General features: G+C 66.7%; 24 protein-coding genes. 9 read left to right on the top strand and 15 right to left on the bottom strand.

The window, feature by feature from the left end; translation table 11 throughout:
- Positions 1-95: 95 nt before the first annotated feature.
- Genes MU582_09030 through MU582_08995 form a run of 8 tightly spaced genes read right to left on the bottom strand, consistent with a single transcriptional unit; the run spans position 96 to position 7,712 of the window.
- A complete protein-coding gene (locus MU582_09030; protein UPK76763.1) occupies positions 96-938 on the bottom strand; it encodes a fumarylacetoacetate hydrolase family protein in 843 nt (280 codons plus the stop codon).
- Between the two features lie 23 nt (positions 939-961).
- On the bottom strand, positions 962-2,185 hold the full coding sequence (gene lhgO, locus MU582_09025; GenBank protein UPK76762.1) for an L-2-hydroxyglutarate oxidase: 1,224 nt from the start codon (positions 2,183-2,185) through the stop codon (positions 962-964).
- On the bottom strand, positions 2,172-3,746 hold the full coding sequence (locus MU582_09020) for a tripartite tricarboxylate transporter permease (GenBank protein UPK76761.1): 1,575 nt from the start codon (positions 3,744-3,746) through the stop codon (positions 2,172-2,174). The genes lhgO and MU582_09020 overlap by 14 nt, the downstream gene beginning before the upstream one ends.
- A 25-nt stretch (positions 3,747-3,771) precedes the next feature.
- Positions 3,772-4,275: a tripartite tricarboxylate transporter TctB family protein gene (locus MU582_09015; GenBank protein UPK76760.1), complete on the bottom strand. Its 504-nt coding sequence runs from the start codon at positions 4,273-4,275 to the stop codon at positions 3,772-3,774.
- Positions 4,272-5,255: a tripartite tricarboxylate transporter substrate binding protein gene (locus tag MU582_09010; GenBank protein UPK76759.1), complete on the bottom strand. Its 984-nt coding sequence runs from the start codon at positions 5,253-5,255 to the stop codon at positions 4,272-4,274. The genes MU582_09015 and MU582_09010 overlap by 4 nt, the downstream gene beginning before the upstream one ends.
- 9 nt (positions 5,256-5,264) lie before the next feature.
- Positions 5,265-5,717 carry a PaaI family thioesterase gene (locus MU582_09005; GenBank protein ID UPK76758.1) on the bottom strand — a complete coding sequence of 151 codons (453 nt, stop codon included), beginning with the start codon at positions 5,715-5,717 and terminating at the stop codon, positions 5,265-5,267.
- The gene (locus MU582_09000; GenBank protein ID UPK76757.1) at positions 5,714-6,496 is read right to left on the bottom strand and encodes an enoyl-CoA hydratase-related protein; all 783 of its coding nucleotides are present in this window, start codon (positions 6,494-6,496) and stop codon (positions 5,714-5,716) included. The genes MU582_09005 and MU582_09000 overlap by 4 nt, the downstream gene beginning before the upstream one ends.
- Before the next feature lies 1 nt (position 6,497).
- Complete coding sequence (locus tag MU582_08995) at positions 6,498-7,712, bottom strand: CoA transferase (GenBank protein ID UPK76756.1); 1,215 nt, start codon at positions 7,710-7,712, stop codon at positions 6,498-6,500.
- 83 nt (positions 7,713-7,795) lie between these two features.
- On the opposite strand from MU582_08995, the gene MU582_08990 reads away from it, so the two are divergent.
- From MU582_08990 to MU582_08975, 4 genes are all read left to right on the top strand, one after another.
- On the top strand, positions 7,796-8,623 hold the full coding sequence (locus MU582_08990) for an IclR family transcriptional regulator (GenBank protein UPK76755.1): 828 nt from the start codon (positions 7,796-7,798) through the stop codon (positions 8,621-8,623).
- A 135-nt stretch (positions 8,624-8,758) separates the two neighbouring features.
- On the top strand, positions 8,759-9,847 hold the full coding sequence (locus MU582_08985; GenBank protein ID UPK76754.1) for a sulfotransferase domain-containing protein: 1,089 nt from the start codon (positions 8,759-8,761) through the stop codon (positions 9,845-9,847).
- A complete protein-coding gene (locus MU582_08980; protein UPK76753.1) occupies positions 9,844-10,521 on the top strand; it encodes a hypothetical protein in 678 nt (225 codons plus the stop codon). Before MU582_08985 ends, MU582_08980 begins: the two co-directional genes overlap by 4 nt.
- Positions 10,518-10,970 carry a hypothetical protein gene (locus MU582_08975; protein UPK76752.1) on the top strand — a complete coding sequence of 151 codons (453 nt, stop codon included), beginning with the start codon at positions 10,518-10,520 and terminating at the stop codon, positions 10,968-10,970. Before MU582_08980 ends, MU582_08975 begins: the two co-directional genes overlap by 4 nt.
- Here MU582_08975 and MU582_08970 read toward each other — a convergent pair.
- Genes MU582_08970 through pseB form a run of 4 tightly spaced genes read right to left on the bottom strand, consistent with a single transcriptional unit; the run spans position 10,933 to position 14,864 of the window.
- A complete protein-coding gene (locus MU582_08970; GenBank protein ID UPK76751.1) occupies positions 10,933-12,009 on the bottom strand; it encodes a hypothetical protein in 1,077 nt (358 codons plus the stop codon). The two genes, MU582_08975 and MU582_08970, sit on opposite strands and share 38 nt — an antisense overlap.
- Positions 12,006-12,719 carry a glycosyltransferase family protein gene (locus MU582_08965; GenBank protein UPK76750.1) on the bottom strand — a complete coding sequence of 238 codons (714 nt, stop codon included), beginning with the start codon at positions 12,717-12,719 and terminating at the stop codon, positions 12,006-12,008. The genes MU582_08970 and MU582_08965 overlap by 4 nt, the downstream gene beginning before the upstream one ends.
- Positions 12,720-12,751: 32 nt before the next feature.
- Positions 12,752-13,891 carry a DegT/DnrJ/EryC1/StrS family aminotransferase gene (locus tag MU582_08960; protein ID UPK76749.1) on the bottom strand — a complete coding sequence of 380 codons (1,140 nt, stop codon included), beginning with the start codon at positions 13,889-13,891 and terminating at the stop codon, positions 12,752-12,754.
- On the bottom strand, positions 13,881-14,864 hold the full coding sequence (pseB, locus tag MU582_08955) for a UDP-N-acetylglucosamine 4,6-dehydratase (inverting) (protein UPK76748.1): 984 nt from the start codon (positions 14,862-14,864) through the stop codon (positions 13,881-13,883). Before pseB ends, MU582_08960 begins: the two co-directional genes overlap by 11 nt.
- A gap of 105 nt (positions 14,865-14,969) precedes the next feature.
- On the opposite strand from pseB, the gene pseG reads away from it, so the two are divergent.
- From pseG to MU582_08940, 3 genes are read left to right on the top strand one after another with little or no spacing between them, the layout of a single operon-like run.
- Positions 14,970-16,025, top strand: coding sequence for a UDP-2,4-diacetamido-2,4,6-trideoxy-beta-L-altropyranose hydrolase (gene pseG / locus MU582_08950; protein ID UPK76747.1), 1,056 nt, complete (start codon positions 14,970-14,972; stop codon positions 16,023-16,025).
- A complete protein-coding gene (locus MU582_08945) occupies positions 16,025-16,723 on the top strand; it encodes a hypothetical protein (protein UPK76746.1) in 699 nt (232 codons plus the stop codon). Before pseG ends, MU582_08945 begins: the two co-directional genes overlap by 1 nt.
- Positions 16,720-17,121 (top strand): hypothetical protein, encoded by a 402-nt coding sequence (locus tag MU582_08940; GenBank protein UPK76745.1) that lies wholly within the window; start codon positions 16,720-16,722, stop codon positions 17,119-17,121. The genes MU582_08945 and MU582_08940 overlap by 4 nt, the downstream gene beginning before the upstream one ends.
- 474 nt (positions 17,122-17,595) lie before the next feature.
- Here MU582_08940 and MU582_08935 read toward each other — a convergent pair whose 3' ends face one another.
- Positions 17,596-18,606 (bottom strand): sulfotransferase family protein, encoded by a 1,011-nt coding sequence (locus MU582_08935; GenBank protein ID UPK76744.1) that lies wholly within the window; start codon positions 18,604-18,606, stop codon positions 17,596-17,598.
- A 133-nt stretch (positions 18,607-18,739) separates the two neighbouring features.
- Between MU582_08935 and MU582_08930 the strand changes: the two genes are divergently transcribed.
- Together MU582_08930 and MU582_08925 are read left to right on the top strand one after the other, a co-directional pair.
- Complete coding sequence (locus tag MU582_08930; protein UPK76743.1) at positions 18,740-21,064, top strand: glycosyltransferase; 2,325 nt, start codon at positions 18,740-18,742, stop codon at positions 21,062-21,064.
- A 291-nt stretch (positions 21,065-21,355) separates the two neighbouring features.
- A complete protein-coding gene (locus MU582_08925) occupies positions 21,356-22,825 on the top strand; it encodes an HNH endonuclease (GenBank protein UPK76742.1) in 1,470 nt (489 codons plus the stop codon).
- A gap of 12 nt (positions 22,826-22,837) precedes the next feature.
- Here the strand turns inward: MU582_08925 and pseI are convergent, their stop codons facing one another.
- Positions 22,838-23,896, bottom strand: a complete 1,059-nt coding sequence (gene pseI, locus MU582_08920; protein ID UPK76741.1) for a pseudaminic acid synthase — start codon at positions 23,894-23,896, stop codon at positions 22,838-22,840.
- Positions 23,896-24,417 (bottom strand): GNAT family N-acetyltransferase, encoded by a 522-nt coding sequence (locus MU582_08915; GenBank protein UPK76740.1) that lies wholly within the window; start codon positions 24,415-24,417, stop codon positions 23,896-23,898. The genes pseI and MU582_08915 overlap by 1 nt, the downstream gene beginning before the upstream one ends.
- Between the last annotated feature and the right edge of the window lie 21 nt (positions 24,418-24,438).

Here is a 24,438-nt window from a genome sequence, read left to right as displayed (position 1 = left end):
GAATACCACGGGCCCATAGGAAACCGCGCCACTACGTACCAAACTTGCTGGGTAGTGGCGCGGTTTCCTATGGGCCCGTGGTATTCCGCAGGGCGTCAGGCGACCGGATTGCGGAGGCGGCCGACGCCGGGGATGCCGCATTCGACCACGTCGCCGGAGCTGATGACGACGGCGCCCGGCGTGCCCGTGGAGATGATGTCGCCGGGGTACAGCGGCATCATCTGCGAGTGGAAGGCGACGAGGTACGCGGGGCTGTATCGCATGTGCGCAACGGTGTTGCGTCGATGCACCTCACCGTTGTGGATCGTCGCCACCTCGACGTCGCCCAGGTCGTCGGCGAACCCGGCTAGCGCCGACAGCGGCACGATCTGAGGCCCGAACGAGAAGAAGCCGGGGAAGTTCTTCGAGCGGGTGAGGAACCGCGGGTTGCGCTGCAGGATGTCCTCCGCCGTCTGGTCGAGGATCGTGCACACACCGAAGACGTACGAAAGGGCATCGGCCTCCGAAACGTCGCGACACTCGCGCCCGATCACCAACCCCAGCTCCGCCTCGGCGGTCGTACGCTCACTCTGCTCAGGAATCGTGATCGGGTCGTCGACGCCGATGACGGTGTGGTCGGCCTTGATGAACGACGCGGGCTCCTCCGGCACCGACTCAGACAGGTCGCCCGCATGGTCGACGTAGTTCAGCCCGATGCCCCAGATCTTGTGCGGGCGCCGGTACGGCGCTGTGAAACGCACCGAGTCGACCGGCGCGTACGCGGAGTCGGGCGCCGACGATGCCGCAGCGATGACGTCGTCGGCACGCCCACTCTCCAACAACGCAAGGAGAGTCGTGGGCGCATCGGGTGCAACCTCCGATACACGCACCACACCGCGCTCGCCGGCGAGCACGGTGTACTCGCCTTCGGGTCCGGTTACGGTCGCAAGGTTCATCATTGCTCCGATCGTTGCTCGTACGGTCACCCGACAAGTGCCTCGTCGACGATGTGCTCGGCGATTGCGAGACTCGAGGTCGCCGCGGGCGAAGGCGCATTGCGGATCGCGACCACCGATCCGCGCCGGTGAATCCGGAAGTCGTCGACGAGACTACCGTCCGGGTCCAGCGCCTGCGCCCGGATGCCACGCGGCCCGGGCACGACGTCCTCGTCCCGCAGCGACGGTACGTACGCACGCGCCGCCGCCACGAAACGTCGTCGGCTCAGCGAGCCTGCCATCTCACGCACGCCGGTACGCCAATGCGTACGCGCAAACCTTCGGAAGCCCGGCGAGCGGGCCGTCTCGGCGAGATCGCGCACTGAGACGTCGCGCCACGAGTATCCCTCTCTGGCCATCGCCATCACGGCGTTCGGCCCGACCATCACGTCGCCGCCGACGGTCGGCGTCAGATGTACGCCGAGGAAGGGGTATCGCGGATCGGGTACGGGATAGATCAAACCTCTGACGAGGTCGCGGCGGTCGTCACGCAGCAGGTAGTACTCGCCGCGGAACGGCACGATCTGCGGATCGGCAGCGTCGTCGGCGAGTGCCGCGACCCGATCGGAGTGCACGCCTGCGCACAGCACCACGAGGTCGTACGCGTCGGAGTCCCTGTTCCCCCGAGTCTCCGCGCCGACGACCACCTCGGTCCCGTGCCGTTGGAGCGAGACGACCCGGGTGTCGAGCCGGATGGTCGCGCCGGCAGCGGCGGCCTCCTCGGCGAGCGCACGGGTCACTGCCGGGAAGTCCGTGATCGCCGTCGTCGGCGACAACAGCCCGGCGACTCCGCGTACGTGTGGCTCATGGTCGGCGATCTCGTCCGGCCCGATGGTACGTACGCCCGGAACACCATTCTCCTGCGCACGCTTCTCGATGTCGGCGAGCCGTGCCCGCTGGTCATCGTCGAGAGCGACCAGGATCTTGCCGCATTCGTCGTACGCGATGTCGCGCTCGGCGCAGAAGTCACGGAGCATCCCGACACCGCGACGACACAGACGTGCCTTCGCGGATCCGGGCGTGTAGTAGAGCCCGGCGTGGACCACACCGCTGTTACGGCCCGTCTGGTGGGCGGCGAGCTCGGGCTCCTTCTCGTACAGCGTCACCGCCGCCGACTCGTCCACCTGCAACAACCTGCGCGCGACCGCGGCGCCGACGATGCCACCGCCGACGACCGCGGCCCGGATCCCGTTCGACCTAATGGTTCGCATCCTCTCGGTCGTCCGTACTCACATCGTCGGCAGAGGTACGGCGCGCGTGCCCGACCCGGGCAATGCTGCGACGTACGGCGGCCGATATCGGACGCGCAACCAACGGCAGCGCGAGCAATACGGCAAGAGCGATCAGCAGCCCGATCGACCCGCCCCGCTGAACGAAGATGCTCAGGTCTCCACCGGAGATGATCATCGTCTGGCGAAGCGTCTCCTCAGCCAACGGCCCGAGAACCAAGGCGATCACGAGCGCCGCGGGCGACATGCCGACCCGACGCATGAAGAAGCCCAGAACGCCGCAAGCCAACATGATCTGCACTTCGACGATGCTCGAGTTGACGGTGTACGTACCGAAGATGCACAGCAGGATGACGATCGGACCGAGCACTCGGAACGGCACCCGGGCAATGCTCGCGAATGCCGGAATGCAGAAGATGTTGACGACCAGCAGCATCACGTTGCCGAGGTACATGCTGGCGATCAGACCCCAGGCGAAGTCGGGGTTCTGCTCCATCAGCAACGGCCCCGGCTGCAGTCCCCACATCAGGAAGCCACCAACGAGCACCGCGGTCGACGCCGACCCCGGAATACCGAGGGTGATCAGCGGCACCATCGCGCCCGCGGACGCTGCGTTGTTCGCGGCCTCCGGACCGACGAGACCCGGCATCGCGCCCTTGCCGAACTTCTCGGGCGTCTTCGAGATCGACTTCTCCAGGTTGTACGACATCAGCGAGGCAACGGTCGCGCCCGCGCCGGGTGCGAGACCGACCCCGAAGCCCAGGAACGAGCCTCGCATCATCGGGCCACGAGACTCCCGATAGTCGCCGCGGTTCGGCCAGAACTCCCGGCCCTTGCTGCCAACGCCGAAGAAGCCCAGCCGCTCGTGGTGCCCGCCCTGCCAGAGCGTGTAGAGGATCTCGCCGACGCCGAACAGGCCGATGGCTACGGGGATGAAGTCGATGCCGTTGATCAGCTCGGTGGACCCGAACGTGTACCGCTGCTCACCGCCGCCGATGTCGATGCCGACGGTCGCGATCGCGAAGCCGATCAAGGCGGACACGAGTCCGAGCAGCTTGTTGCCCTGCAGGATCACGACGAGAGTGAGGAGTCCCGCGACGGTCAGCAGGAACAGCTCAGGTGGCCCGAAGCTGCTCGCCAGCGACGCGGTGACCGGCGCCGCGATGCTCATCAGGATCGCGCCGATCGTACCGGCGACGAACGACGCGATCGCCGCCATCACCAGGGCAGGGCCCGCACGTCCCTTACGTGCAAGGGGATACCCATCGAACGTGCTCGCGACCGTCGCTGACTCACCGGGCGTGTTGATCAGCACCGACGTGATGGTGCCGCCGTACATCGCGCCGTAGTAGACCGCCGCCAGCATCACGATCGCACTGGTCGGGTCGAGCCCGAACGTCAACGGCAGCAGGATCGCGAGCCCCGCGGACGGGCCGAGGCCCGGGATCACGCCGACGACCATGCCCATCAGCACACCGGCGCCGAGAATGAGCAGGTTGTGCACCGTCAGGATGTTGACGATGCCGTGGGTGATGAGATCCATCAGCTACTCCTCTATCGGCAACGCGTCAGGGCATCGGCACGATGCCGTCGGGCAATCCGGCGTTGAGGCCGGTCTGGAACAGCAGGTACAGGCCGATCGGAAGCGCGATACCGAGTACGACCGCTCGTACTCGATGCTGCGGATCGAGCACCCACAGCGCGCCGACGAGGAACAACGCACCGGTCGCAACGGCACCGAGCAGCAGGAACCAGTACGTCACCATCGCCGCGGCAGCGACCATCGCCACCGTCGCGAGCGGATGCCGGCTCTCGCCCGCCTCGGTCTCCGTACGAGCACTCGGACACCGGATCTCCCGATAGAGCGCGTAGACCAGTGCGACGATCGCGAGGCACCCCACGATCCGTGGGAACACACCCGCGCCGATGCGCCCTGCCGGAGTCCGCCACGCCATGCCGAACGCCATCTCGGTGTACGCGAGAAAGCCGATGAGCAGCACGACGAGGAAGGCGACCTGCGGCGTGAGCCAACTCGGTAACCGTGACCGACGCGTCATCGTCTGCGAGGTCACAGCGCGCCCTGTTCCTCGAGCGTGGTCTCGAACTCGTCGACGGTCTCCTCCAGGTACGAGTCGAAGTCGTCACCCCAGCGGACGTCCTCGCTCAGGTAGTTCGACTCCAGGTACTTCTGCCACTCGTCGGTCTCCACGACCTTTTTGGCCGTGTCGATCCACCAGTCACGTACGTCGTCGGGTACGTCCGGCGGCAGGATCAGGCCGCGCGGCATCGAGGGAAGGTCCTTGATCCCGATCGACTCGCCGGTCGGTACGTCCGGAACCGCCTTGAGCGGCTCCTTGCCCGTGAACAGCAGCGGCCGTACGTCTCCGGACTCGACCTGTCCGAGGATCGAACCCGGGTTGGCGACGATGCCGTCGAGCGCGCCGCTCAACAGCGCCGTCTGCATCTGGCCCTCTTCGTTGAACGGTGTGTACTCGAACTCGTACCCGGCCGCCTCTGCGATCAGCGAGTGCAAGATGAAGTCGACGTTGACTGTTCCGATACCGCCGAGTACGACCTTGCCCTTGCTCTTGGCGTACGAGACCCAGTCGTCCCACGACTTGGCCTTGCTGTCACCGTCGACGACGAACAACGCGTCGTCGGTCGCGAACAGGCCGACGCTGGTGAAGTCCTCGTACGTCCAGCCGGTGTCTGCCTGCAGCGGCGTAGTGAGGAACGAGCCCGACGTGGTGGAGATGTCGTACCCGCTGCCCGACTGGCTGTACAGGTGCCCCCAACCCTTCGCACCGCTACCGCCGTCCATGTTCTCGACGGTGATGTTGCCCGGGTAGAGGTCCTCCTTCTCGATGATGTCGACCATCTTGCGGGACATGATGTCGTTGCCGCCGCCCGGTCCGAACGCGATCGTCCAGTCGAGGTCCTCGGACGGGTAGTTCTCGTTGTCGCCGGACGCGCTGTCCGTGCCGCCGGCGGCGCACGCCGTCAGGCCGAGTACGAGCGCGGCCGCGGACGCCGCGGTGAGAATGCGATTCATCGGGGTCTCCTAAGGGGCTGCCGTCACGGCGTCGAGGCGATGCCACGAACCGGTTCCGACAGCAGTGAGTCGGTTGTCGTCGTCGTACAAACGGGACTCGAGATGCACGATCCTGCGCCCTGGCCGCAGGAGCTGCCCGACGCACGTTGCGTCGCCCGTCAGGGGACGGAAGAACCGCAGCTGCATCTCGATCGTGACGGCTGTGTGGAGGTAGCGATGGCACAGATGCCCCATCGAGATGTCCATCGCCGTCGTGATCACTCCCCCGTGCACCGAACCCTGTGGGTTGCACAGGTGCGGTGCATACGGCAGGCGCACCGTACACGTCTGCCGCTCGTCGTCATAGCTGATGTCGAGGTCGAGGAATCGAGCCAGGAAGAACTTCCCGAACTCGGGTTCGGCCTCGGCGGTCGCCCGCTCGGCGCGTTCGACCGCCGTCATCGTTGCCGGCTGCTCACTCATGACCAGGTGAACTCCGGGCTGCGCTTCGCCAGGAACGCGCGTACGCCCTCGGCGTAGTCGTCGGTGTCGAACGACGAGTTGCGAAGCTGTGTGGTGTGCTCGTCGTCGGCGGTCTGCCCGTCGCCGATGCGGCCGACGATCTCCTTCGCCGCGCGTACGCTGAACTGCGCGCGGGTGGTCACCAGCTTGCAGAAGTCGTACGTCGCCTGCTCGAGATCGGCGCCATCGTGCAACTCGTCGAGTACGCCCAGCTGCAGCGCCCGCTCGGCGCGAATCTGCTGGCCGGAGTAGAGCACCCATTTGGCCCGTGCCGGACCGACGAGGTCGACGAGCCGCTTGGTCGACTCGAGGCTGTAGACCAGACCGAGCTTGGCGGGTGTGATCGCGAACCGCGACCGCTCGTCGCCGAAGCGCAGGTCGCACGCCAGCGCGAGCCCGAACCCGCCGCCGATGCAGTAGCCGTGGATCATCGCCACCGTCGGCTTGCTGAACGACTCGAGGGCGTGCTCGGCGGCCGCGACGTGTTCGTTGTAGTCCTTGGCACTGGCCGCGTCCCCGCGTACCTCTTGAAACTCGGTGATATCGGCGCCGGAGGCGAACGACTTCGCTCCCGCACCGCGTACGACCAGCACCTTGACCCTGCGGTCGGCGTCCAGCTCGGCAACGAGTGCCGGCAGCTCGCGGTACATCCCGAGCGAGATCGCGTTGTGGCTGTCGGGGCGGTTCAGGGTGAGGGTCGCGACGGCCTCGTCGCGCTCGATCGTGAGGTGGTCGGACACGTCAGCTCCTGCTCATCTCGGGGTGTGCGTCGTAGATGGTTCCGTCGGCGAAGAGCTCGTCGAGCTCTGCGCCGTCGACACCGGTTTCGGCCAATAGCTCGCGGGTGTGCTGGCCGAGCCACGGCGCCGGCCCGCGTACCGGCGTCTCGAGGCCGGAGAACTTCGTGGGTGGTCCGATCGTGCGCATCGCGCCGATGATCGGATGCTCGACCTCGGTGATCATGTCGCGCGCCTGGATATGCGGGTCCGCAAGCGCTTCGGCGTACGTGAGCACCGGTCCCCCGGGCACACCGGCCTCGTCGAGCAGATCAATCCACGCTTGGGTGGGAAGGGTGGCGGTGATCGCCTCGATCTCGGCCTGCAGCTCGTCGATGTGGGCCATCCGCGCCGACAGCGACTCGAACCGCTCGTCGGTCAGCCAGTCCGGCCGCTTCAGCACGCCGTTGACGAGCCGCTCCCACAGCCGATCGTTGTTGGCGCCGATGGTCACGTACCCGTCGGCGGTGCGGTACGCCTGGTACGGGGTCGAGCGGCGATGGCGGGTGCCGGTCGCGGTGGGCTCCTCACCGTCAGCGAAGTACGCGCCCGACTCCCAGACCGTCCAGGCGAGTCCGGCGTCGACGAGGGAGATGTCGATGTTCTGCCCCTCGCCCGTACGCTCTCGGACGAGCTGGGCGCCGAGGATGGAGTAGATCGCGGTCGCGCCCGCGGCGATGTCGTTGATCGCGATACCGACCTTGGCGGGGCGGCCGTCGGGCTGGCCGGTCATGCGTAGGAAGCCGACCATGCCCTGCGCCATGATGTCGAAGCCCGGACGGTCACGGTACGGCCCGGTCTGGCCGAACCCGCTGATCGAGCAGTACAGGATGTCGGGTCGTACGGCGCGTACGGCGTCGTAGTCGATGCCGAGCCGGGTCGCCACACCCGGGCGGAAGTTCTCGATCACCAGATCGGCGGAGCGGACGAGCTCGAGGAACAGCTCGCGACCGCGATCCGCCTTCAGGTCGAGGGAGATGCTGCGTTTGCTGCGATTCGGCATCGCGAACGGATAGCTCTCGCCATTGACCTTCGGCGCGAGGCGTCGGGAGTCGTCGCCCGTGACGGGCTGCTCGACCTTGATCACGTCGGCGCCGAGCTCGGCGAGGACCATGGTGCAGTACGGCCCGGAAAGGAATCTGGTCAGGTCGAGGACGCGGAAGCCGTCGAGGGGCAACATATCGCCTTCCCGTATTGTGGGATATACTTACTGAATTGCGGGAAGCGTACGGAGGTGAGCCGGGTCACGTCAAGAGCGATACCGTGACTGATCACAACGGAGGGGCGATGGCAGGTACGAAAGACAAGGCGGCAGAAGCCACTCGATCGGGAGTGCAGTCGATCGACCGCGCGGCCGCCGTACTGCGGTGCTTCGACGGGCAGCACCCGGAGCTCGGAACGAGCGAGATCGCCCGCATGACAGGGCTTTCGACGAGTACGGTGCATCGACTGCTCACCGCGATGCAGCACAACCATCTGATCCGCCAGACCGCCGATCGTCGCTACGGGCTCGGCCCGATGCTGATGCAGCTCGCCCGCAGCGGCGCACTGCCGACGGCGCTGCGCGATGCCGCGCTCCCCTACATGACCGAGCTACGCGACTCCATCGACGAGACGGTCGGTCTGCACGAGCTGCTGGGTACGCACCAACGCGTCGTGGTCGACCAGGTCGAGAGCCATCAGCAGCTGCGACGTACGTACACCGAGATCGGAGTGCCGATCGACCTGGTGCACGGCGCGCCCGGTAAGGCGATTCTCGCCTTCCTCCCGCCGGCGGCACAGGACCGCTGCCTGGAAGCGCCGATCCATGCCGTGACGGAGTCGACCGTCACCGACCCCGACGAGCTACGCGCCGAGCTCGAGGTCGCGCGAGAGTGCGGTTGGGCAGGATCGTCCTCGGAGCGTACGCCCGGCATCCGCTCCGTCGCCGCACCGATCTTCGACCACAACGGCGCCGTCATCGGCTCGCTCGGCACGTCGGTGCCGTTGATCCGGATGAGCGACGAGCGGGCGAAGGAGCTCGGCGAGCGATCGCGCGACACCGCGCGCAGCGTGTCAATCGCCCTCGGCGCACCCATCGACGACGGGTGACCTGCAGAACCAGCGGGTCAGCGTTGTAGAAGTCGCGGGTCAGCGTTGTAGAAGTCGCGGGTCGGCGGTTGTCCACCGACGGTTCACGTCGGCGCAACCCTCCGGCAGATCGCCGCGGTTAGCGTCGCCGATGTCATGGGTACGGAGACGAGGGGCGAGCGGCCCGATCGCAGCTATCTGCACATCGGTCTGCCGAAGACAGGTACGACGTACGTACAGCAGCTGCTCTGGCATAACCGCGACGCGCTCGCCACACAGCGCGTTCACCTTCCGCTCGCCGCAGAGAGCACGGCGGCGCACAGATACGCCGCCGCCGATCTCTGCGACCCCGCTCGCTTCCACGGCAACCCGGCTGCCGAGCGGCTGACGTGGCAGCGGCTCGTCGAGGACGCGCACGCCGCAGCGGGTACGACGCTGGTGAGCGACGAGCTGCTCGCGTCCGCGACCCACGAGCAGGTCGCCCGCGCGGTAAACGACCTAGCGCCGACCGAGATCCACGTCATCGTGACCGTACGAGACCTCGCACGGCACCTACCATCGGTCTGGCAGCAGGCCGTGCGGTTCCGGGACAAGCGCACCTTCGACGAGTACCTACTATGGCTGTCCGCCGACGACGCGCCGGTCTGGAACCGGCACGATGCGCCGACCGTTCTCCGCCGATGGCGCGAGCACCTGCCCGCCGACCGGCTGCACGTCATCGCGGTTCCGCCACCTGGCAGTTCGCACACCGCGCTGTGGGAGCGGTTCGCGCAGGTCGTCGGGATCGGCGCCGACGGGCTCGACCTCGACGTACCGCGAGACAACGCATCACTCGGCGCGGCCCAGATCGAGCTGCTGCGACGGTTCAACGCAGGTCTCGGAGACCGCGTACCCGCACCTCGCGCGTACCGCCGATCGGTCTCCTTCGGGTTGCTGCACGACCTGCGCGAGCCCGATCTACAGCTCGGCCGCATCACACTGCCGCCGCAATGGACCTCATGGGTCGCCGAGCGTGCGGAGCGGATGATCGCGGAGCTGCAGGCACTCGAATGTGACTTCATCGGCAGCTGGGACGACCTTCGCCCGTCGGCCCCGATACCGGAAGACGACGAGACCACCGACGCCGATCTCGCCCGCATCGCGATCGAGGCACTGCGGGCGAACGTCAGCCGATCCGATGAGCTGCGACAGCAGGTGCAGCGACTACGCAAACGACTCGCGAGCTCTGGAGGTACGTCATCATGACGGTCACCGTCGCAAGGCCATCGACCGAAGCCGATCATGGGTTGTTACGCGACCTCACCTCGGCGTACGCGCGCTCGACGCCGGTGCGCAAGGTCGCCGTGGTCGGTAACGCTCCGATGCGCCCAAGCCGCAAGCGAGCAACGGAAATCGACTCCGCCGACCTGGTCATCCGCGTCAACAGCTTCGTCCTCGACCGGCCGGACTCGGAGCCGTGCCAAGGCAGCCGCGTCGACGTCGTGCTCTGGAACCGGATCACCCGCGCCACCGAGTTCCTGTACGCGGACTACCGCGACCGGCTCTTCCTGATGGCCGAGCCGATGCGGATGTACGGAAACCCCGAGGAGTGGCCGACCTCGTGGCCGGACGATCTCGGTCTCGTGGCCCTCCCCAACCGTTCGGTCGCGATGCCGCTCTGTGAGCGGCTCGGCGTGCCCTGGCGCGACGAGCGGATCGCACCGACGACGGGGCTGACCGCGGCGTATCTCGCCGTCACGCTGTATCCCGACGCCGATGTCGTGCTCAGCGGGTTCTCGTTCCTCGACGATCCGACGCAGACCAGCTGGCGGCATCAATGGGGCGACGAGTGCCCTGTTGGGCGAGAGCACCGCATCGACAGCGAGGCCGAGCTGATGCGCTCCTGGCTGGTCGGCGGCCAAGCACGGTTGGTCCGATGACCGGTACGAACGACGCGCGCTCGTCATCGTGGGTACGCGCCCGCCGGTTGGCCGGCCGGGTGCGCCGACGCCTGCGTCGACGGCGACACGACGAGCTCGGCGCGCTCCGCGAGTCGGTCGAGTCCTTGCAGCGACGGTTGGATGATCTCGATGTCGCAGAGCGGTTCGACCGCCAGCATCACCGGATCGGCGTGCTCGAACGCGAGGTCGTCCGGATCGGTACCCAGGTGGCGGCGATCGAGGTCCGACTCGAGGACCGACGCCAGGCGGCGCGGCCGATCGAGGTCGGCGACGGCGACACCGAGGCGCTCGCCGTGCTGGCCGAGGTCCGGCGCGAGCACCAACGCGTGCGCGCGCGAATCAGCGCCGCGGCTCGGTACGAGGAGCGACTCCGGCAGGTCGAAGAGCAGCTCAACGCTCTCGACGCGGCTGCCCTTTCGGAGAAATGACCGTCGGAAGTACGTACGACAGCACCTCGGTCAGCTCCGCTGTCGGGATCTCCTCGAGCAGGCCGAGGTTGACCGGCTTGGGTCGCTCGTTCGCAAACGCTTCGGCGAAGTCGACTTGAGCGTACTTCGACAGCCGGCGGTTGTCGTCGGAGTAGTCACGCTGGACCTGCTCGCGGAACTCTGGTGTGCAGTACACCGCCGACTCCTCGTTCCATCCCTGCAGCTTGGACGCATGCAGCAGATCGCCGCGTACCCGGCTGATTCGGCGGAGTCGCCCCGTCGCCGGTGTGACGTCGTCGGCACGTTTGCGGGCGAGCATCGCGTGCCGTAGCAGCGGTGTGAGCCACTTCGCGACCTCGACCGTACGCCAGCCCGCGCCGACGTTCGCCTGGAATCCGGTGTCGCCTTCGACCTCGACGCCGAGGGCCGCGAAGAAGTCGTCGACGACGTTGCCGCCCGCCAACAATGAGCGGGTGAACGGTCGCACCCGAAGGTCGACCCCCGGGATCGCGTCGAGGATGCGGTCGGCGAACCGTGAGTAGTACAAGAAGTCGAGCGAAACAGGGCTCCAGTCGCGGAACTCCTCGAATGGGCGTACGACCCGATCGGCGTACTCGGGTCGCATCGTGATCAGGCGCTCGACGTACAAGGCGTTCAGGAAGCTCGCCTGCTCGCGTACGTAGAACACCCATACCAGCCGGATACCCGCCTGGTCACACAACCGGCCGAGCTTCACCAGGTCGGCGTCGGAGAGGTCGGAGAACCACTCGGTCGAGATCACGGTCTGGTCGATGCCGCTCTCGCGGATCTCGGCGAACAGGTCGTCCCATCCTCCGAACTTCGCCGCGAACGCGGGGGTACCTCGCAGATCGGCGATCAGGTTGGTGTGCTGGGCGCCGCCGCCCTGCCGTCCGGCCTTGGCGAAGGCGACGTCGGCGGCGTGCAGCGCATCGGTGTTGTTGGCGAGGAAGCGCTGGACCGCGGTCGATCCTGTCTTGAACGTGCCCGAGTGGAGTACGAGGGTCTGTGCTTTGGTCATGCGTGTCCGGTCCGATCGGGGAGGCGCTTCTGTTCGACGTGGGTGTTCAAGCTCGTGATCTCGGGGTGCTGTTCGAGCAGCACAACCAAGTCTGCGTACGCGAGTCTCTGAGCTGCGTGGTCCTCGATCAGCCGGCGGATGACCTCCAGGTCCTCCGCAGTGTCGAGCGTGATCCGGAATCGTGAGCTGTCGGGTCGTGCGTACACGTGCTCCACGCTCATTCGCGGATGGTTCTGCCTGTACAGGTAGGGAGTCACGTGTTCGCGTTGCGCCGGATCCGTGGCGTTACGGTGTGCGTCGGCGAGCGCCGCGGCCGAGAAGACCTCGACATCCAACCCGCGCGGGAACGTACGCTCCAGACCGTTCGACAGGTAGAGCCACTCGCTGTTCCTGGCGGTGAATCGTTCGACCACGTCGGCGACCACGTGACCGTCGACCAGCGGACAGTCCGACGTCACACGTACAACGACGTCGAGCGAGTACACCTCGGCACACTCGTGGAACCTCGCGAGTACGTCCTGCTCGCTCCCCCTGTGCACCCCGAGCCCGCGCCCGCGCGCCAGCTCGACGATCGGATCGTCGGCGTCGTTGGTGGTTGTCGCGACGAGGATCGGGAGGCCACTCCACGCGAGCCGGTCGAGGTGGTGATCGAGCAGCGTCTGCCCGGCGACCTCGATCATGACCTTGCCCGGAAGACGCGTACTCGTCATGCGGGCTTGGGTGATCACCCCAACGCGTGCCATCAGCGCATGCACTCCAGCACCGCGTCGATGACCCGATCGACGTCGTCGTCACTCAGCGCCGGGAACATCGGCAGCGACAGCTGCTCGGCATAGAAGCGCTCCGCGTTCGGGCACATACCTCGGCGGTACCCGGCGCGTTCGTACACGGGGTGCCAGTACACCGGCAGGTAGTTGACCTGGACGCCGATGCCGCGTTCACGAAGTCGCGTGTACGCCTCGTGACGACGACCGTCGAGAACGCGGATCGGGTACAAGTGCCATGCCGGTTCGACCCCGTCTCGCTGCACGGGTACGCGGATCGCGTCGAGCCCACCGAGAGCCGCGTCGTACCGCTTCTTGATGTCGCGGCGGCGCTGGACGAACCCGTCGAGCCGGGCGAGCTGGCTCAGACCGAGGGCAGCGCCGAGATCGGTGAGCCGGTAGTTCAGGCCGAGCTCGTGTACCTCCTGGTGCCAAGCCCCGGTTTCACCTGCCTCGAACCGCGCAGGGTCTCGTACCAACCCGATGTTGTGGAATTCCGCGGCACGGCGGGCCACGTCGGGATCCTTCGCGACGACGGCCCCGCCCTCGCCGGTCGTGAGGTTCTTCGTCGGGAAGAACGACATCGTGGTGACCGATGCGAGCGAGCCGACCGGGCGCCCGCGGTACGTTCCGCCGACGGAATGCGCAGCGTCGGCAAGGGTGTGGGCACCGACGCGCCCCGCGCTGACCCCGATGCGTTCGTAGTCGGCGGGATGGCCCGCGTAGTCGACGGCCGCGATGACCTTCGTACGCTCGCTCACGGCTGACTCGACGGCCGCCGGTTCGATCAGGGCGGTGTCCTCCTCGACATCGACGAAGGTGACGTCTGCTCCGAGCAGCGAGGCAGTTGCGGCAGTCGCGACGAATGTCATCGGGGTCGTGACGACCTCGTCGCCGCGCCCGACACCGAGTGCCGCGTACGCAGTGTGCAACGCGGCCGTGCCGGACGTGACACTCACGGCCTGGTGTCCGCGCGCCAACCTCGAAACGGCCGTCTCGAACTCGGCGACCGCCGGCCCCGTCGTCAGCCAGTCGCCGCGCAGCACCGACGTGACCGCTTCGATATCGGCCTCGTCGATCGACTGCCGGCCGTACGGAAGCATCGGCTCAGCAGGCATGGTCGATCAGCGACCGGATCTCATCGGGCGCGTACCACTCGTCGTTGCGGTCGGAGGTGTAGTGGAACCCGTCGGCGACCGGCTTTCCGTGTTCCGGCGGCGAATATCCCCAGGTGGCGAGGTCGGGCTGCAGTACGTACCGGTCGCCCAGCTCGACGGCTCGTCTCCCCTCCTCGGCGGAGATCATCTCCTCGTGCAGCTTCTCTCCCGGCCGCAGACCGGCGTTGTGCATCTCGGCACCGGGTGCGATCGCCTGCGCAAGATCGGTGATGCGCATCGACGGGATCCGCGGTACGTAGAGCTCCCCGCCCTGCATCTGGTCGAAGGAGTCGACCACGAACCGCACGGCCTGATCCAAGGTGATGAAGAACCGGGTCATGTGCAGGTCGGTGATCGGCAGTGATCTGCCCTCCGCTGCGAGCTTGCGGAAGAACGGGATGACCGAGCCGCGGCTGCCCATCACGTTGCCGTATCGCACGACGGAGAACCTCGTGTCGTACGCGGCGGCGTAGTGGTTGCCGGTGACGAACAGCTTGTCGGCGGTGAGCTTCGTGGCGCCGTAGAGGTTGATCGGGCTCGAAGCCTTGTCTGTCGATAGCGCGACGACCTTCTTGACGCCCGTGTCGATACAGGCCTCGATCAGGTTCTGCGAGCCGAAGACGTTCGTACGCACGAACTCGAACGGGTTGTACTCGGCCGTGTCGACCTGCTTGAGCGCGGCCGCATGGACGACGTAGTCGATGTTGTGCAACGCCCGCAGCAGCCGGCGCTCGTCGCGGATGTCGCCGATGAACCAACGCAGCCTGGGGTCGTCGTCGAACAACTGACGCGCTTCGTACTGCTTGAGCTCATCGCGGGAGAAGACAACGAGACGCTGCGGGTCGAGGTGGTCCAGCGCATATCGGATGAACGCCTTGCCGAAGGAACCTGTACCACCGGTCACCAGGATTCGAGACCCACTGAGGACGGACAAACCGAGAAACCTTTCGACGACTGCTCGTACGCACGGTGTTCGTTTTGTGTTCGTGTCGAGACGTTACGGTCCGAATCCGGCAGGGACTTTCGAGAAGGAAACGGGTTGTCGTACACAAAGCAAACAGTTGTCTTCGGCTGCGATATCGGGCCGGACATCGGCATCGGGCACCTCATGCGCTGCGTTGCGCTCGCCGAGGAGCTGCGGTCGCGCGGTGCGCGCATCGTCTTCGCCGCGGGGGTCGAAGCGGTCCCGCTGGCCGCCGAGCAGCTGCGGCGACGGGGGTTCGAGAGCGTTGCCGGGTTCAAAGACGCGACGGATGCCACGACGCGACTGGCCGAGCTCGACGCGAGCATCGTGGTGCTCGACTCCTACCGGCTGCCAGACACGATGTACGCGGTGATCCGGTCGGCGGGCTATCCCGTCGTCGCCATCGTCGACTACGACATCGCCGGTCGTTCGGCCGATCTGTACGTCGACCAGAACCTCGGCGCCGAGCGTACGAACCCGGCTATCGCGACAGACTCGCGTCGGTTGGCAGGGGCCTCGTACGTAATGCTGCGCGATGAGATCGTGAACGCCCGCCCCGACGAGCCGCGGAGCTGGCCGAGCGCCGGGCCCGCGAACGTGTTCGGGTTCTTCGGCGGCACCGATCCTGCCGGAGTCGCCGCGATGATCGCCCGTGCGCTGATCGCCACCGACGTATCGTTCGCGGCGACGATCGTGGCCGCTTCCTCCGACCAACGCGCCGAGATCGCGAACCTTCAGACGCGAACGGGGCAACGAATCGAAGCGATCCCACCGACCGACCAGCTGGCGGACCACGTGACCAGAGCCGACGTCGTCGTCAGCGCCGCCGGTACGTCGACCTGGGAGCTGCTGTGCCTCGGCGCCGCTACCGGCCTGGTGTGCGTCGCCGACAACCAACGGCAGGCGTACGACCTCACTCAGGAGGCCGGAGTCGCAGTCGGGGTTGCGACTGCCGATGAGCTCGTCGATCGTAGCGAGGACGCCACCAAACGCCTTCGTACGCTCATCACCGATCCGCGGCAACGCGAGCAACTACGCACGCGCGGCATGCGTCTGGTCGACGGGCTCGGCCGACGTCGGGTCGCCGATGCCGTCGTGGAACTGATGGACCGAAGGGAACGGGTGGGCTGATGACCTCGACCTCCGTACGGAGCGACCGTGCCGGCGCAGGGGCGCAGTTGGTCCGCGATCTACTCGCGTCGTACGCCGCGAGCCGGCGCGTCGGCTCGGTTGCCGTCGTCGGAAACGCACCGCTCGAACCCGACGCCGAACGCGCGAAGCAGGTGGACGCCGCCGACCTGGTGATCCGCTGCAACAGCTTCATGCTGGACGATCCGGGTGCCCCGCCGACACAGGGAAGCTCTGTGCATGCGGTCGTGTTCAGCCGCGGACTACTACCGACCGCGTACTCCTTCGCGAGGTATCGCGACTGTGCGTACCTCGTGACGGAGCCGTCGCGGATCTACGCCGACGCTGCCCTCGCTCGCTACGTCAAGGAATGGCCGACCTGGTGGCCGCGCGATCTCGGGTTCCTTGCGGTCCCGAACGGTCCGTTCACCTTTCCGCTGCTCGACGAGCTCGGGTTGCCGTGGCGCGAACGACTCGTCGTGCCGACGACCGGGATGATGGCGATCGCCATCGCCCGGACCTGCTTCCCCGCAGCCGATCTGATGATCACCGGCTTTTCGATGATCGACCAACCTCAGCAAACGGAATGGCGACATCAGGCCGGCGACTCGTCACCGATCGGCGGCGCCCACTACATCACGGCCGAGAGCAGAACGCTTAGGCGTTGGATCGACAACGGAGAGGTACGGTTCGTCCGATGAGGATTCGCGAAGTCCCCACGAAGGCTCGTAGGCGGCTGAAGCTGCAAGGCGTACACGAACGCATCGACGCCGTTCACCACGATGTCGACCGGGTCTCCGAGCGGGCGACCAAGGTGGAGGGCGTAACCGACCGAGCCGCGAAGGACGCAGAGACCCACGTACGCGAGCTGAACCGCGTCGCGCCACAGTTGGCCGCTCTCGAAGCCAAGGTCGAAGACCTCCGCCAACGACTCGACACACCGCCTACCGCTGACGACGACGACCTCGCGGCCGCACGTACCCTCGTCGACGCGATCCAGCGCGAGCACGAGCGGATCCGGGTCCGGCTCTCGGCCGTCACGACGTACGAGGAGCGGCTGCGCCGGATCGAGGACCAGCTGGGACTCCCCCACGACTAGGTTCGCGCTTCGCGCTTCCTTCGGTGCGAATACCCGTCACTTCGACCGTGCGACTACCCGCCTGCCCGGCGCTGTCCGTTGTCGGCCCCCCATCTTTCGGCGGGAAAAGACGCGGCAACGCCCGGGCTGACACTTCGGTTCGGTTGCTTGGCAGCTTCTTAGCACTTTAATATGGGGTCGGGGTAACGTTCGGTTTCAGCGTCACATCCGTACCGGTAGTCGCTGGCGTACCAATGGGCACGGCAACGTCCCACTTTGCACGATGGGCCTGCCATGCAAAGCGGAGTATCACCATGTCTACTTGGTGAACCACCACCCATCGAACCGCAAAGCCAACCGAAACGGGAAAGCCGGCAAGTAACCCGGCCCCGTAGCTGCGGCTCCCGCGTTGCCGCGTCTTTACCCAGCTGGGCAAGCAGGGAATGCCGACTGCGGCGAGGAGCGAAGCGGCGGGTAGTCGTCGTTGGAACGCCGTCATCCGCGGCGAATGGCACGCAGCGGACGCGTGACCCGCCAGGAACGCGACTCCTCGATCGCTCGTACGCGGTCCGCCTCAGTCTGCAGCCGAACGGCAAGGCGCTGTTCGGCGGCCTGCGACCGCTCCAGCTCCGCGAGCAGGGTGCCGATCCGCAGATGCCTTTCGGCAAGTTGGGCGGCGAAACCGGCGGCCGTCTCGGCCGTGGCCCGCCACGCCGCGGACTCGCCATGCCCGACCGGCGAGAGCGGCGGGTAGCCGAAGGTCTCGAAGTCGCGCGCGTACACGCGGTTGAGGATTGCCGCGGTCTCCTCGTCGTACACGCTCGGGTGGTACGGCACCGGCGCCGAATTCTCACGCGGTACGCCGGGGTCGAGGCGCTCGCCGTCACCAAGGTGGGCGTCGATGCGCTCGACGGTTGCATCGGGCAGCTCCGCGCGGCCGACGTAATTGAGCCGGAATCTCTCGATCAGGCCGCTCTGCGGGCCCCAGTGCGCATCGTGCGGAGCGTCGTCGGCGGGTACGTCGAGTGCACGTACGAACGCCCGAAAAGCGGCGACTGCGGCGTCGAGGCCCGCAACCTCGTGCGGAAACCAGTCGGCATCGCCGAAGCGTTCGACGAACCGAGGCTCCTTCAGCAGCAGCTTGGACTGCCACGCAGACCACAGTCGCGGCGCCGGGTCGCGGACGACCGTGAATCGCAGCCAGGACTCATCGGCCTGGATCCGCTCCTGCTCATCGGCGTCGTGCTCTGCCCACCGGTGCCGGTCGTCCCAGCGGGAGGTGTCGTGAATCGTCATCGCGTGCGACACCTCGGCCGTTGTAGACCCGCGAAACCGAGAGCCGTCCAACCCGGCCAGGCCGGCGAGCATCCACAACAGCGACGTACACCCGGACTTCGGAAGCGGCAGGAACATGATCCGATGGCTCTCGAGCACCATGATCCTGGTTGTCGTATGCCGGTACAGACGTCGGGCCGTGCGCCGACTTCCCGTGATGTTCGCGGACATGTTGCCGGACCGTAACTGCCGATTGTGTACGAAGAGGAAACTCATCGTGTCTCATCGGCTAGGGGTGGCTCACCTCTGCGCAGACATCGGCCGAACGATCAGCAGACGACGAAACGGGGACAGTGTGGCTCGGTTGAGCATCGTCGTTCCGTACTGGAACGTCGAGAAGTACCTACAGGCCTGCCTCGAGTCCCTTCAGCGGCAGACCTTCACCGATTTCGAGGCGATCCTGGTGGACGACGGGTCGCAGGACTCGTCTCGTGAGATCGCGGAGAAGGTGTGCGCGGAAGATGCGCGGTTCCGGATCGTCGCTCAGGACAACCAGGGCCTCGGGCCCGCGCGCAACACCGGTGTGCGTGCCGCCTCAGGCGAGTTCGTCACCTTCGTCGACAGCGACGACCTGGTCCCGCGCCGGGCGTACCAGCACATGATCGAGTCTCTCGACCGGACGGGTTCCGATCTCGCCGCCGGCGACGCTAGGCGCTTCACCACGCTCGGCGTACGAGACTCCTATGTGCACAGGCATGCGTTCGCGCAGCAGCGGTTGAAGACCCACGTGCTCGAGTACGAACGGATCGCGCTCGACCGGATGGCATGGAACAAGGTCTTCCGCCGCACCTTCTGGGACGAGCACGATCTGACGTTCCCGCCGATCCTGTACGAGGACTACCCCGTCACGATCCGCGCGCACGTGCTTGCCGAATCGGTCGACGTGCTGTCCGAACCCGTCTACTACTGGCGCGAGCGAGACGGCGGCGATCAGTCGATCACCCAGCGCAAGTGGGAGGTCGACAACCTACGCGACCGCGTCGAGTCCGCGGTTGACGTACTCGACTTCCTGCGCGACAACGCACCGCAGATCGCGCCGCTCGTCCAAGCGCATCTACGCAAGATCGACCTCTCCGCGCTCGCCGCGGCGGTTCGGGAGAACGACGACTCCAGCGCGACCGAGGTGCTCGGCCTCGCCGATCGCCTACGTGGCCGGATGGCTCCCGAGGTGCTCGCCGACGGCACACCGTTCGAGCGGATCCAGAATCGCCTCCTCGAGCTACACGACGTACGCAGGCTCGGCGAGCTGATGCAGTACCGCGCGGAGCACGGCACCTCGGGGCGGATCATACGGACGCGACCGACCCGTCGGCTCGCGGTCGATCTGCCGTTCCGCGGTGACCGCAGGTCGCGCGTACCCGGTGCCGTCTACCGCGTCGATCCCGGCCAGCTCGGTCTCGATGTCCAAGTCGTCGACTGCGCATGGCGCGAGGATCGCCTCCTGCTGGATCTCTCGGTTGGAATCGGTTCGCTGCCCATGTCGGCCGACTCCGCAGTGAGCGTACGAATCTCGAATGCGCCGGCCGATAAAGCGCTCGAGTGCCCGGTCGTCCGGTTCACCCGGCGACGGCAACACCTCGGACCGGACCTGTGCGGCGTGCGAGTGGAAGTCGACGTAGGCGACCTGGTCCGCCGCGACGACGATCCGGCAGGCTTCTGGGCCGTCGAAGTGACGGCCTCGACCAACGGCATCGAGCGAACCGGAACGGCGAACGCCGTCGTACCTGGACGCGCCCGCTGGCCAGTGCCGTTCGAGCTGGGTCACGACCTGTTCGTACAACCTCAGTTCCGTGCCCGCGGACCGTTCGGGCTATGGGTACGAAGGGCGCCGCATCAAGTCACCGCCGCGACAGCCGACGACGGGGTGATCGAACTCCGCGGGACCTTCAACGGACCGCGCCCGGAATCCCCCACCCATCTGCTGTTGACCGCAGGCGGCATGACGGAGGGGGTGCTGGTCGACGTCACGCCCGGAGCCGACGCCGAGGCGACCCACGAGTTCCGGGCAACCCTCGCGGCAGCGAGCCTGATCGACCACGGCAACCACGACGACCCCGTCGAGGAAAGCACGGCGTGGACGCCCCGGCTCATCCACGACGGTCGTGAGCTCGTCCTTGCCTGCGGACCAGACTTCGACGGCGCCGAGGTCACCGCCGGCTCCCGCCGAGTCGCCGCCACCCGGACCGGCCACGGCAACCTGATGATCGTCGAGTCGTACGCGCACCCACAGGTCGATTCGGTCAACTGGCACGCTGACGATCGCCTCGAGATCATCGGCAACGCAGCGACCCGCGAGACCTGCCCCGCGCACATCGACCTCCGCTGTTTCGTCACGCCCACCGATGCCATCGAGCACAGAGTCCACACAGTGACCGACGGACGTACGTTCACCGTCGAGCTCGACGTGGCAGCGCTCGTCGCCGAGACCGTCGCCGCCGAGCACAACGCACCGCTCGAGGGGCGGATCGCAGCCCGCTGGCACGTTCTCGCACCTGCGGCGAACGGCCCAGTGACGGTCACGATCGGCCGCGACCGCGTACACCGGCTACCTGCGAACCGGCTGCTCAGCGGTCGGGAGGTTGCCTTTGAGGCCGGGCGTGGGGAGGTGTTCGGGCTGCGGGTGGGTTAGGTTTCGCGCTTCTTTGGTTGCTGCCCTTCATTGTTTTCCGTTCGCTGCGGTTCCGTCCTTCATCGTTTTCCGTTCGCTGCGGTTGCTTCCTTCTTCGTTCCCGTTCGCTGGGGTTCTCCTCTTGGCGGCGACGACGCCGGGTACGCGCCGGTGGCCGCCTCCCCGCGACCATCCCCGCCACTTCAGTTGCCACCTTCACCGCTTCCCGATTCGCCGATTTCCCTTTAAAACAAGGCGATTCGATGCCTCCTTCTCTTGTTCATCGAACCTCTGTGCGATAGACTGGGTGGCATGTTCGAGCCGCAGACCTACACCCGCCTCCGCGACCTCGCGGGTCAGGCTGCGAGCGTCTCTGACCAGATCGGCTTGGCCACCGATGAGCAGCTGTGTCAGTCGTTGCGGGACCTGCAAGCCGCGTTGGATCTGCTCGACGGGGTACGCGCCTCCCTGTTCGCCCAGCTCAAGGAGACCGAAGCCCACAAGACCGAAGGCGCCTCCACGGTCGCCGGGTGGGCCCGCCAGCAGTTGCGGATGGGGCTCGGCGAGTCACGCCGGTACACCAAAGCCGGCCAGACCCTCAAGACGTTGCCGAAAGTCACCGCCGCTCTGGATGCCGGTCAGATCCGTGCCGCGCATGTCGACGAGTTCACCGTCGGCGTCACCAAGGTCGGCGCCGACATCATGACCGACCTGCAAGACGTCCTTCTGCCACTCGCCCGCGAGTGTGAGCCCCGGGATCTGCGGGTCGCGATCAACGAACTCAACGACATCGTGAACTGCGAAGAACGCGATAAGGCCTACCAGCGCGGCATGAACAAACGCGACATCACCGCCACCAAATGCGGTGACGGGTACTACGTGTCCGGGATGCTCGACCCCGTCACCGGCGCCAAATTCTCCCAATGGCTCAAAACCGTGTCCGCACCCGAATACGACGGCGATGACCGTCCACCCTCCGACCGACGTGTCGACGGACTCGGACGAATGCTCGACGACCAAAACACCCCACCACCAGCCGACAACCAGCAGCCCGCAGACGAACAATCCGAGCAGGAGCCGTCGAAGCCGCGCCGTCGTGCCGATGTCTCCCTGCTCGTCCTGGCCGACCTCGAAACCCTCCTCCGCCTCCCCGGCGCCCGTCCGGCCACGCTCGTCGGGTTCGGACCCATCGGCCCCCAGCTCCTCGGCTACCTCACCTGCGGCGCCGACATGTCGGGCATCCTCACCCACGGCGTCACCGACGGTCCGGTCCCGCAGGCCAACATCCTCAACGTCGGGCGCACCTCCCGCCTCGCCACCACAGCGCAACGTAAAGCGATCACCGCCCGCCAAGACGGCATCTGCGCCAACCCCGGCTGCGGATCGACCTTCCTGGAGTTCCACCACGTCAACTGGTGGAACCGCGATGCTGGCAAAACCGATCTCGACAATTTGGTCGGAATCTGCGGCGGCTGCCACCACCTCGTCCACCAAAACCGGCTGATCATCCGAACCGACGGGCACGGTGGCTTCACGTTCCACCGGTCTACCGGCGCGATCATCGATGACCACGCCCGGGTCACGAAACAACGTGTCCGCGACCTCATCGCGAGGATCCGCCACACGACGGCCGAAACCGGCGACGCCGCCGAACCAAGACCGACAGTGCCGAAACCACCGCCGAGACCACGGATCGACGCCAGGTGGCTCACCCCGATCACACCAGACGGACGATCACCCGGAGAGCAGCACCTCTACGCGCACCTCGCACCGCATTCCTAGCGACCTGATCACTCAGAGCAGGTCGAGCGACATCGGCGTGCCCTTTTCGACGTCGACCCGGAACACGCGTCCCTCGATCCGGTCGAACTCATCGGTCGACAGCCCGTCGGCGGGGCGCACGGAGCGTACGTTGCTCGCGCTCACCGGCTCACCCGCGCGTACGTCACGCGTGACGAACAACGACCGGCGAAACCGCAGCCCCTCGGACTCAACCGACCGCGGGCCCACCCGCGCCTCGCCGAGTGCCTGCCAGGCGACCTTCGACTCGGCGACCAGTCGGGCCAGATCGTCCGGTTCCAACGAGAACGCCGAGTCGACGCCGCCGTCAGCGCGCGACAAGGTCAGATGCTTCTCGATCACGGTCGCACCGAGCGCAACCGACGCGAGTGCGGCACCGATCCCCATCGTGTGATCGGACAACCCCACCTGCAAGTCGAGGGCATCACGCAGCACCGGGATCGAACGCAGGTTGGATGCCTCGGGCGGAGCCGGGTACGACGCGGTACAGCTGAGCACGACGAGCTGTTCGTTACCCGTCTCCGTGGCCGCGCGTACGGCCGCATCGATCTCCGCGAGCGTGGCCGTGCCCGTCGAGATGATCATCGGCTTACCGGTCTCCGCGATCCGCCGGATCAACGGCAGGTCGGTGACCTCGCTGGACGCAGACTTGAGCACCGGCACGTCCAGATCCATCAGGAAACTGATCGCCGTCGGGTCGAACGGCGTACTGAACGCGACCATGCCGAGCTCGCGAGCGAGGTCGAAGATCGGCTCGTGCCACTCCCACGGCGTATGCGCCTCGTCGTACAGGTCGTGGAGGCGACGGTCCGGCCACAGCGGATGGTCCGGGCTCAGCCGAAACCTCGGCGAGTCGACGTCGAGCGTGATCGTGTCCGCGGTGTACGTCTGCAACTTCACCGCATGGGCGCCCGACTCCGCTGCAGCGCGGACGATGTCCAACGCCCGCTCGAGATCGCCGTTGTGATTACCGGACATCTCCGCGATCACGAACGGCGGCCGGTCGGGACCGACCTCGACCGGACCGAACCTCAAAGTCTGCTGCGACGACATCAACGGCTCCTACGCACTCGTCGATCACTGCGACGCAGTGAAATGGGGATCACCGCGATCGTACGGCCGTCCACCAGCCGCTCCTCGCGATCGCCCTCGGTGAAACGAAACCTGCGGTTCATCAAGCGGACAACCTCGTTGTGCTCCAGTACCTCTCCCTCGAGCACGTCGAGCCCGAGCTCATCGAACGCATAGTCGACGGCATCGGCCATGATCCGCACCCACAGCATCATCGCCGTCCCCTCCGCAACGGCCGACTCGTTGTCCAGGAAGAAGCCCCAGGACCCGGACCGCTCCGCACCCGCGAAATCAAGGTCGAAGAAGTTCACCACACCACGGGGACGCGCCTCCTCCTCGAAGATGAGCACCCGCCTGGTCGGATCCGCTGCGGTGCGTTCCCACCATGCCGCGTGCTCGGCCTCGGAGATCAGATGCCGATACGTGCTGACCTCGCGATTGGCCGGCTGGTTACGCCACCGGAGGATATTGTCGACGTCGTCCGGTTCTGCGGCACGAAGCACTTGCCACCCCAATCTGTTCCC

The sequence above is a fragment of the Nocardioidaceae bacterium SCSIO 66511 genome (genome assembly GCA_023100825.1).
Lineage (GTDB): Bacteria > Actinomycetota > Actinomycetes > Propionibacteriales > Nocardioidaceae > Solicola.
This window is presented reverse-complemented; position numbering and strand designations above follow the sequence as displayed.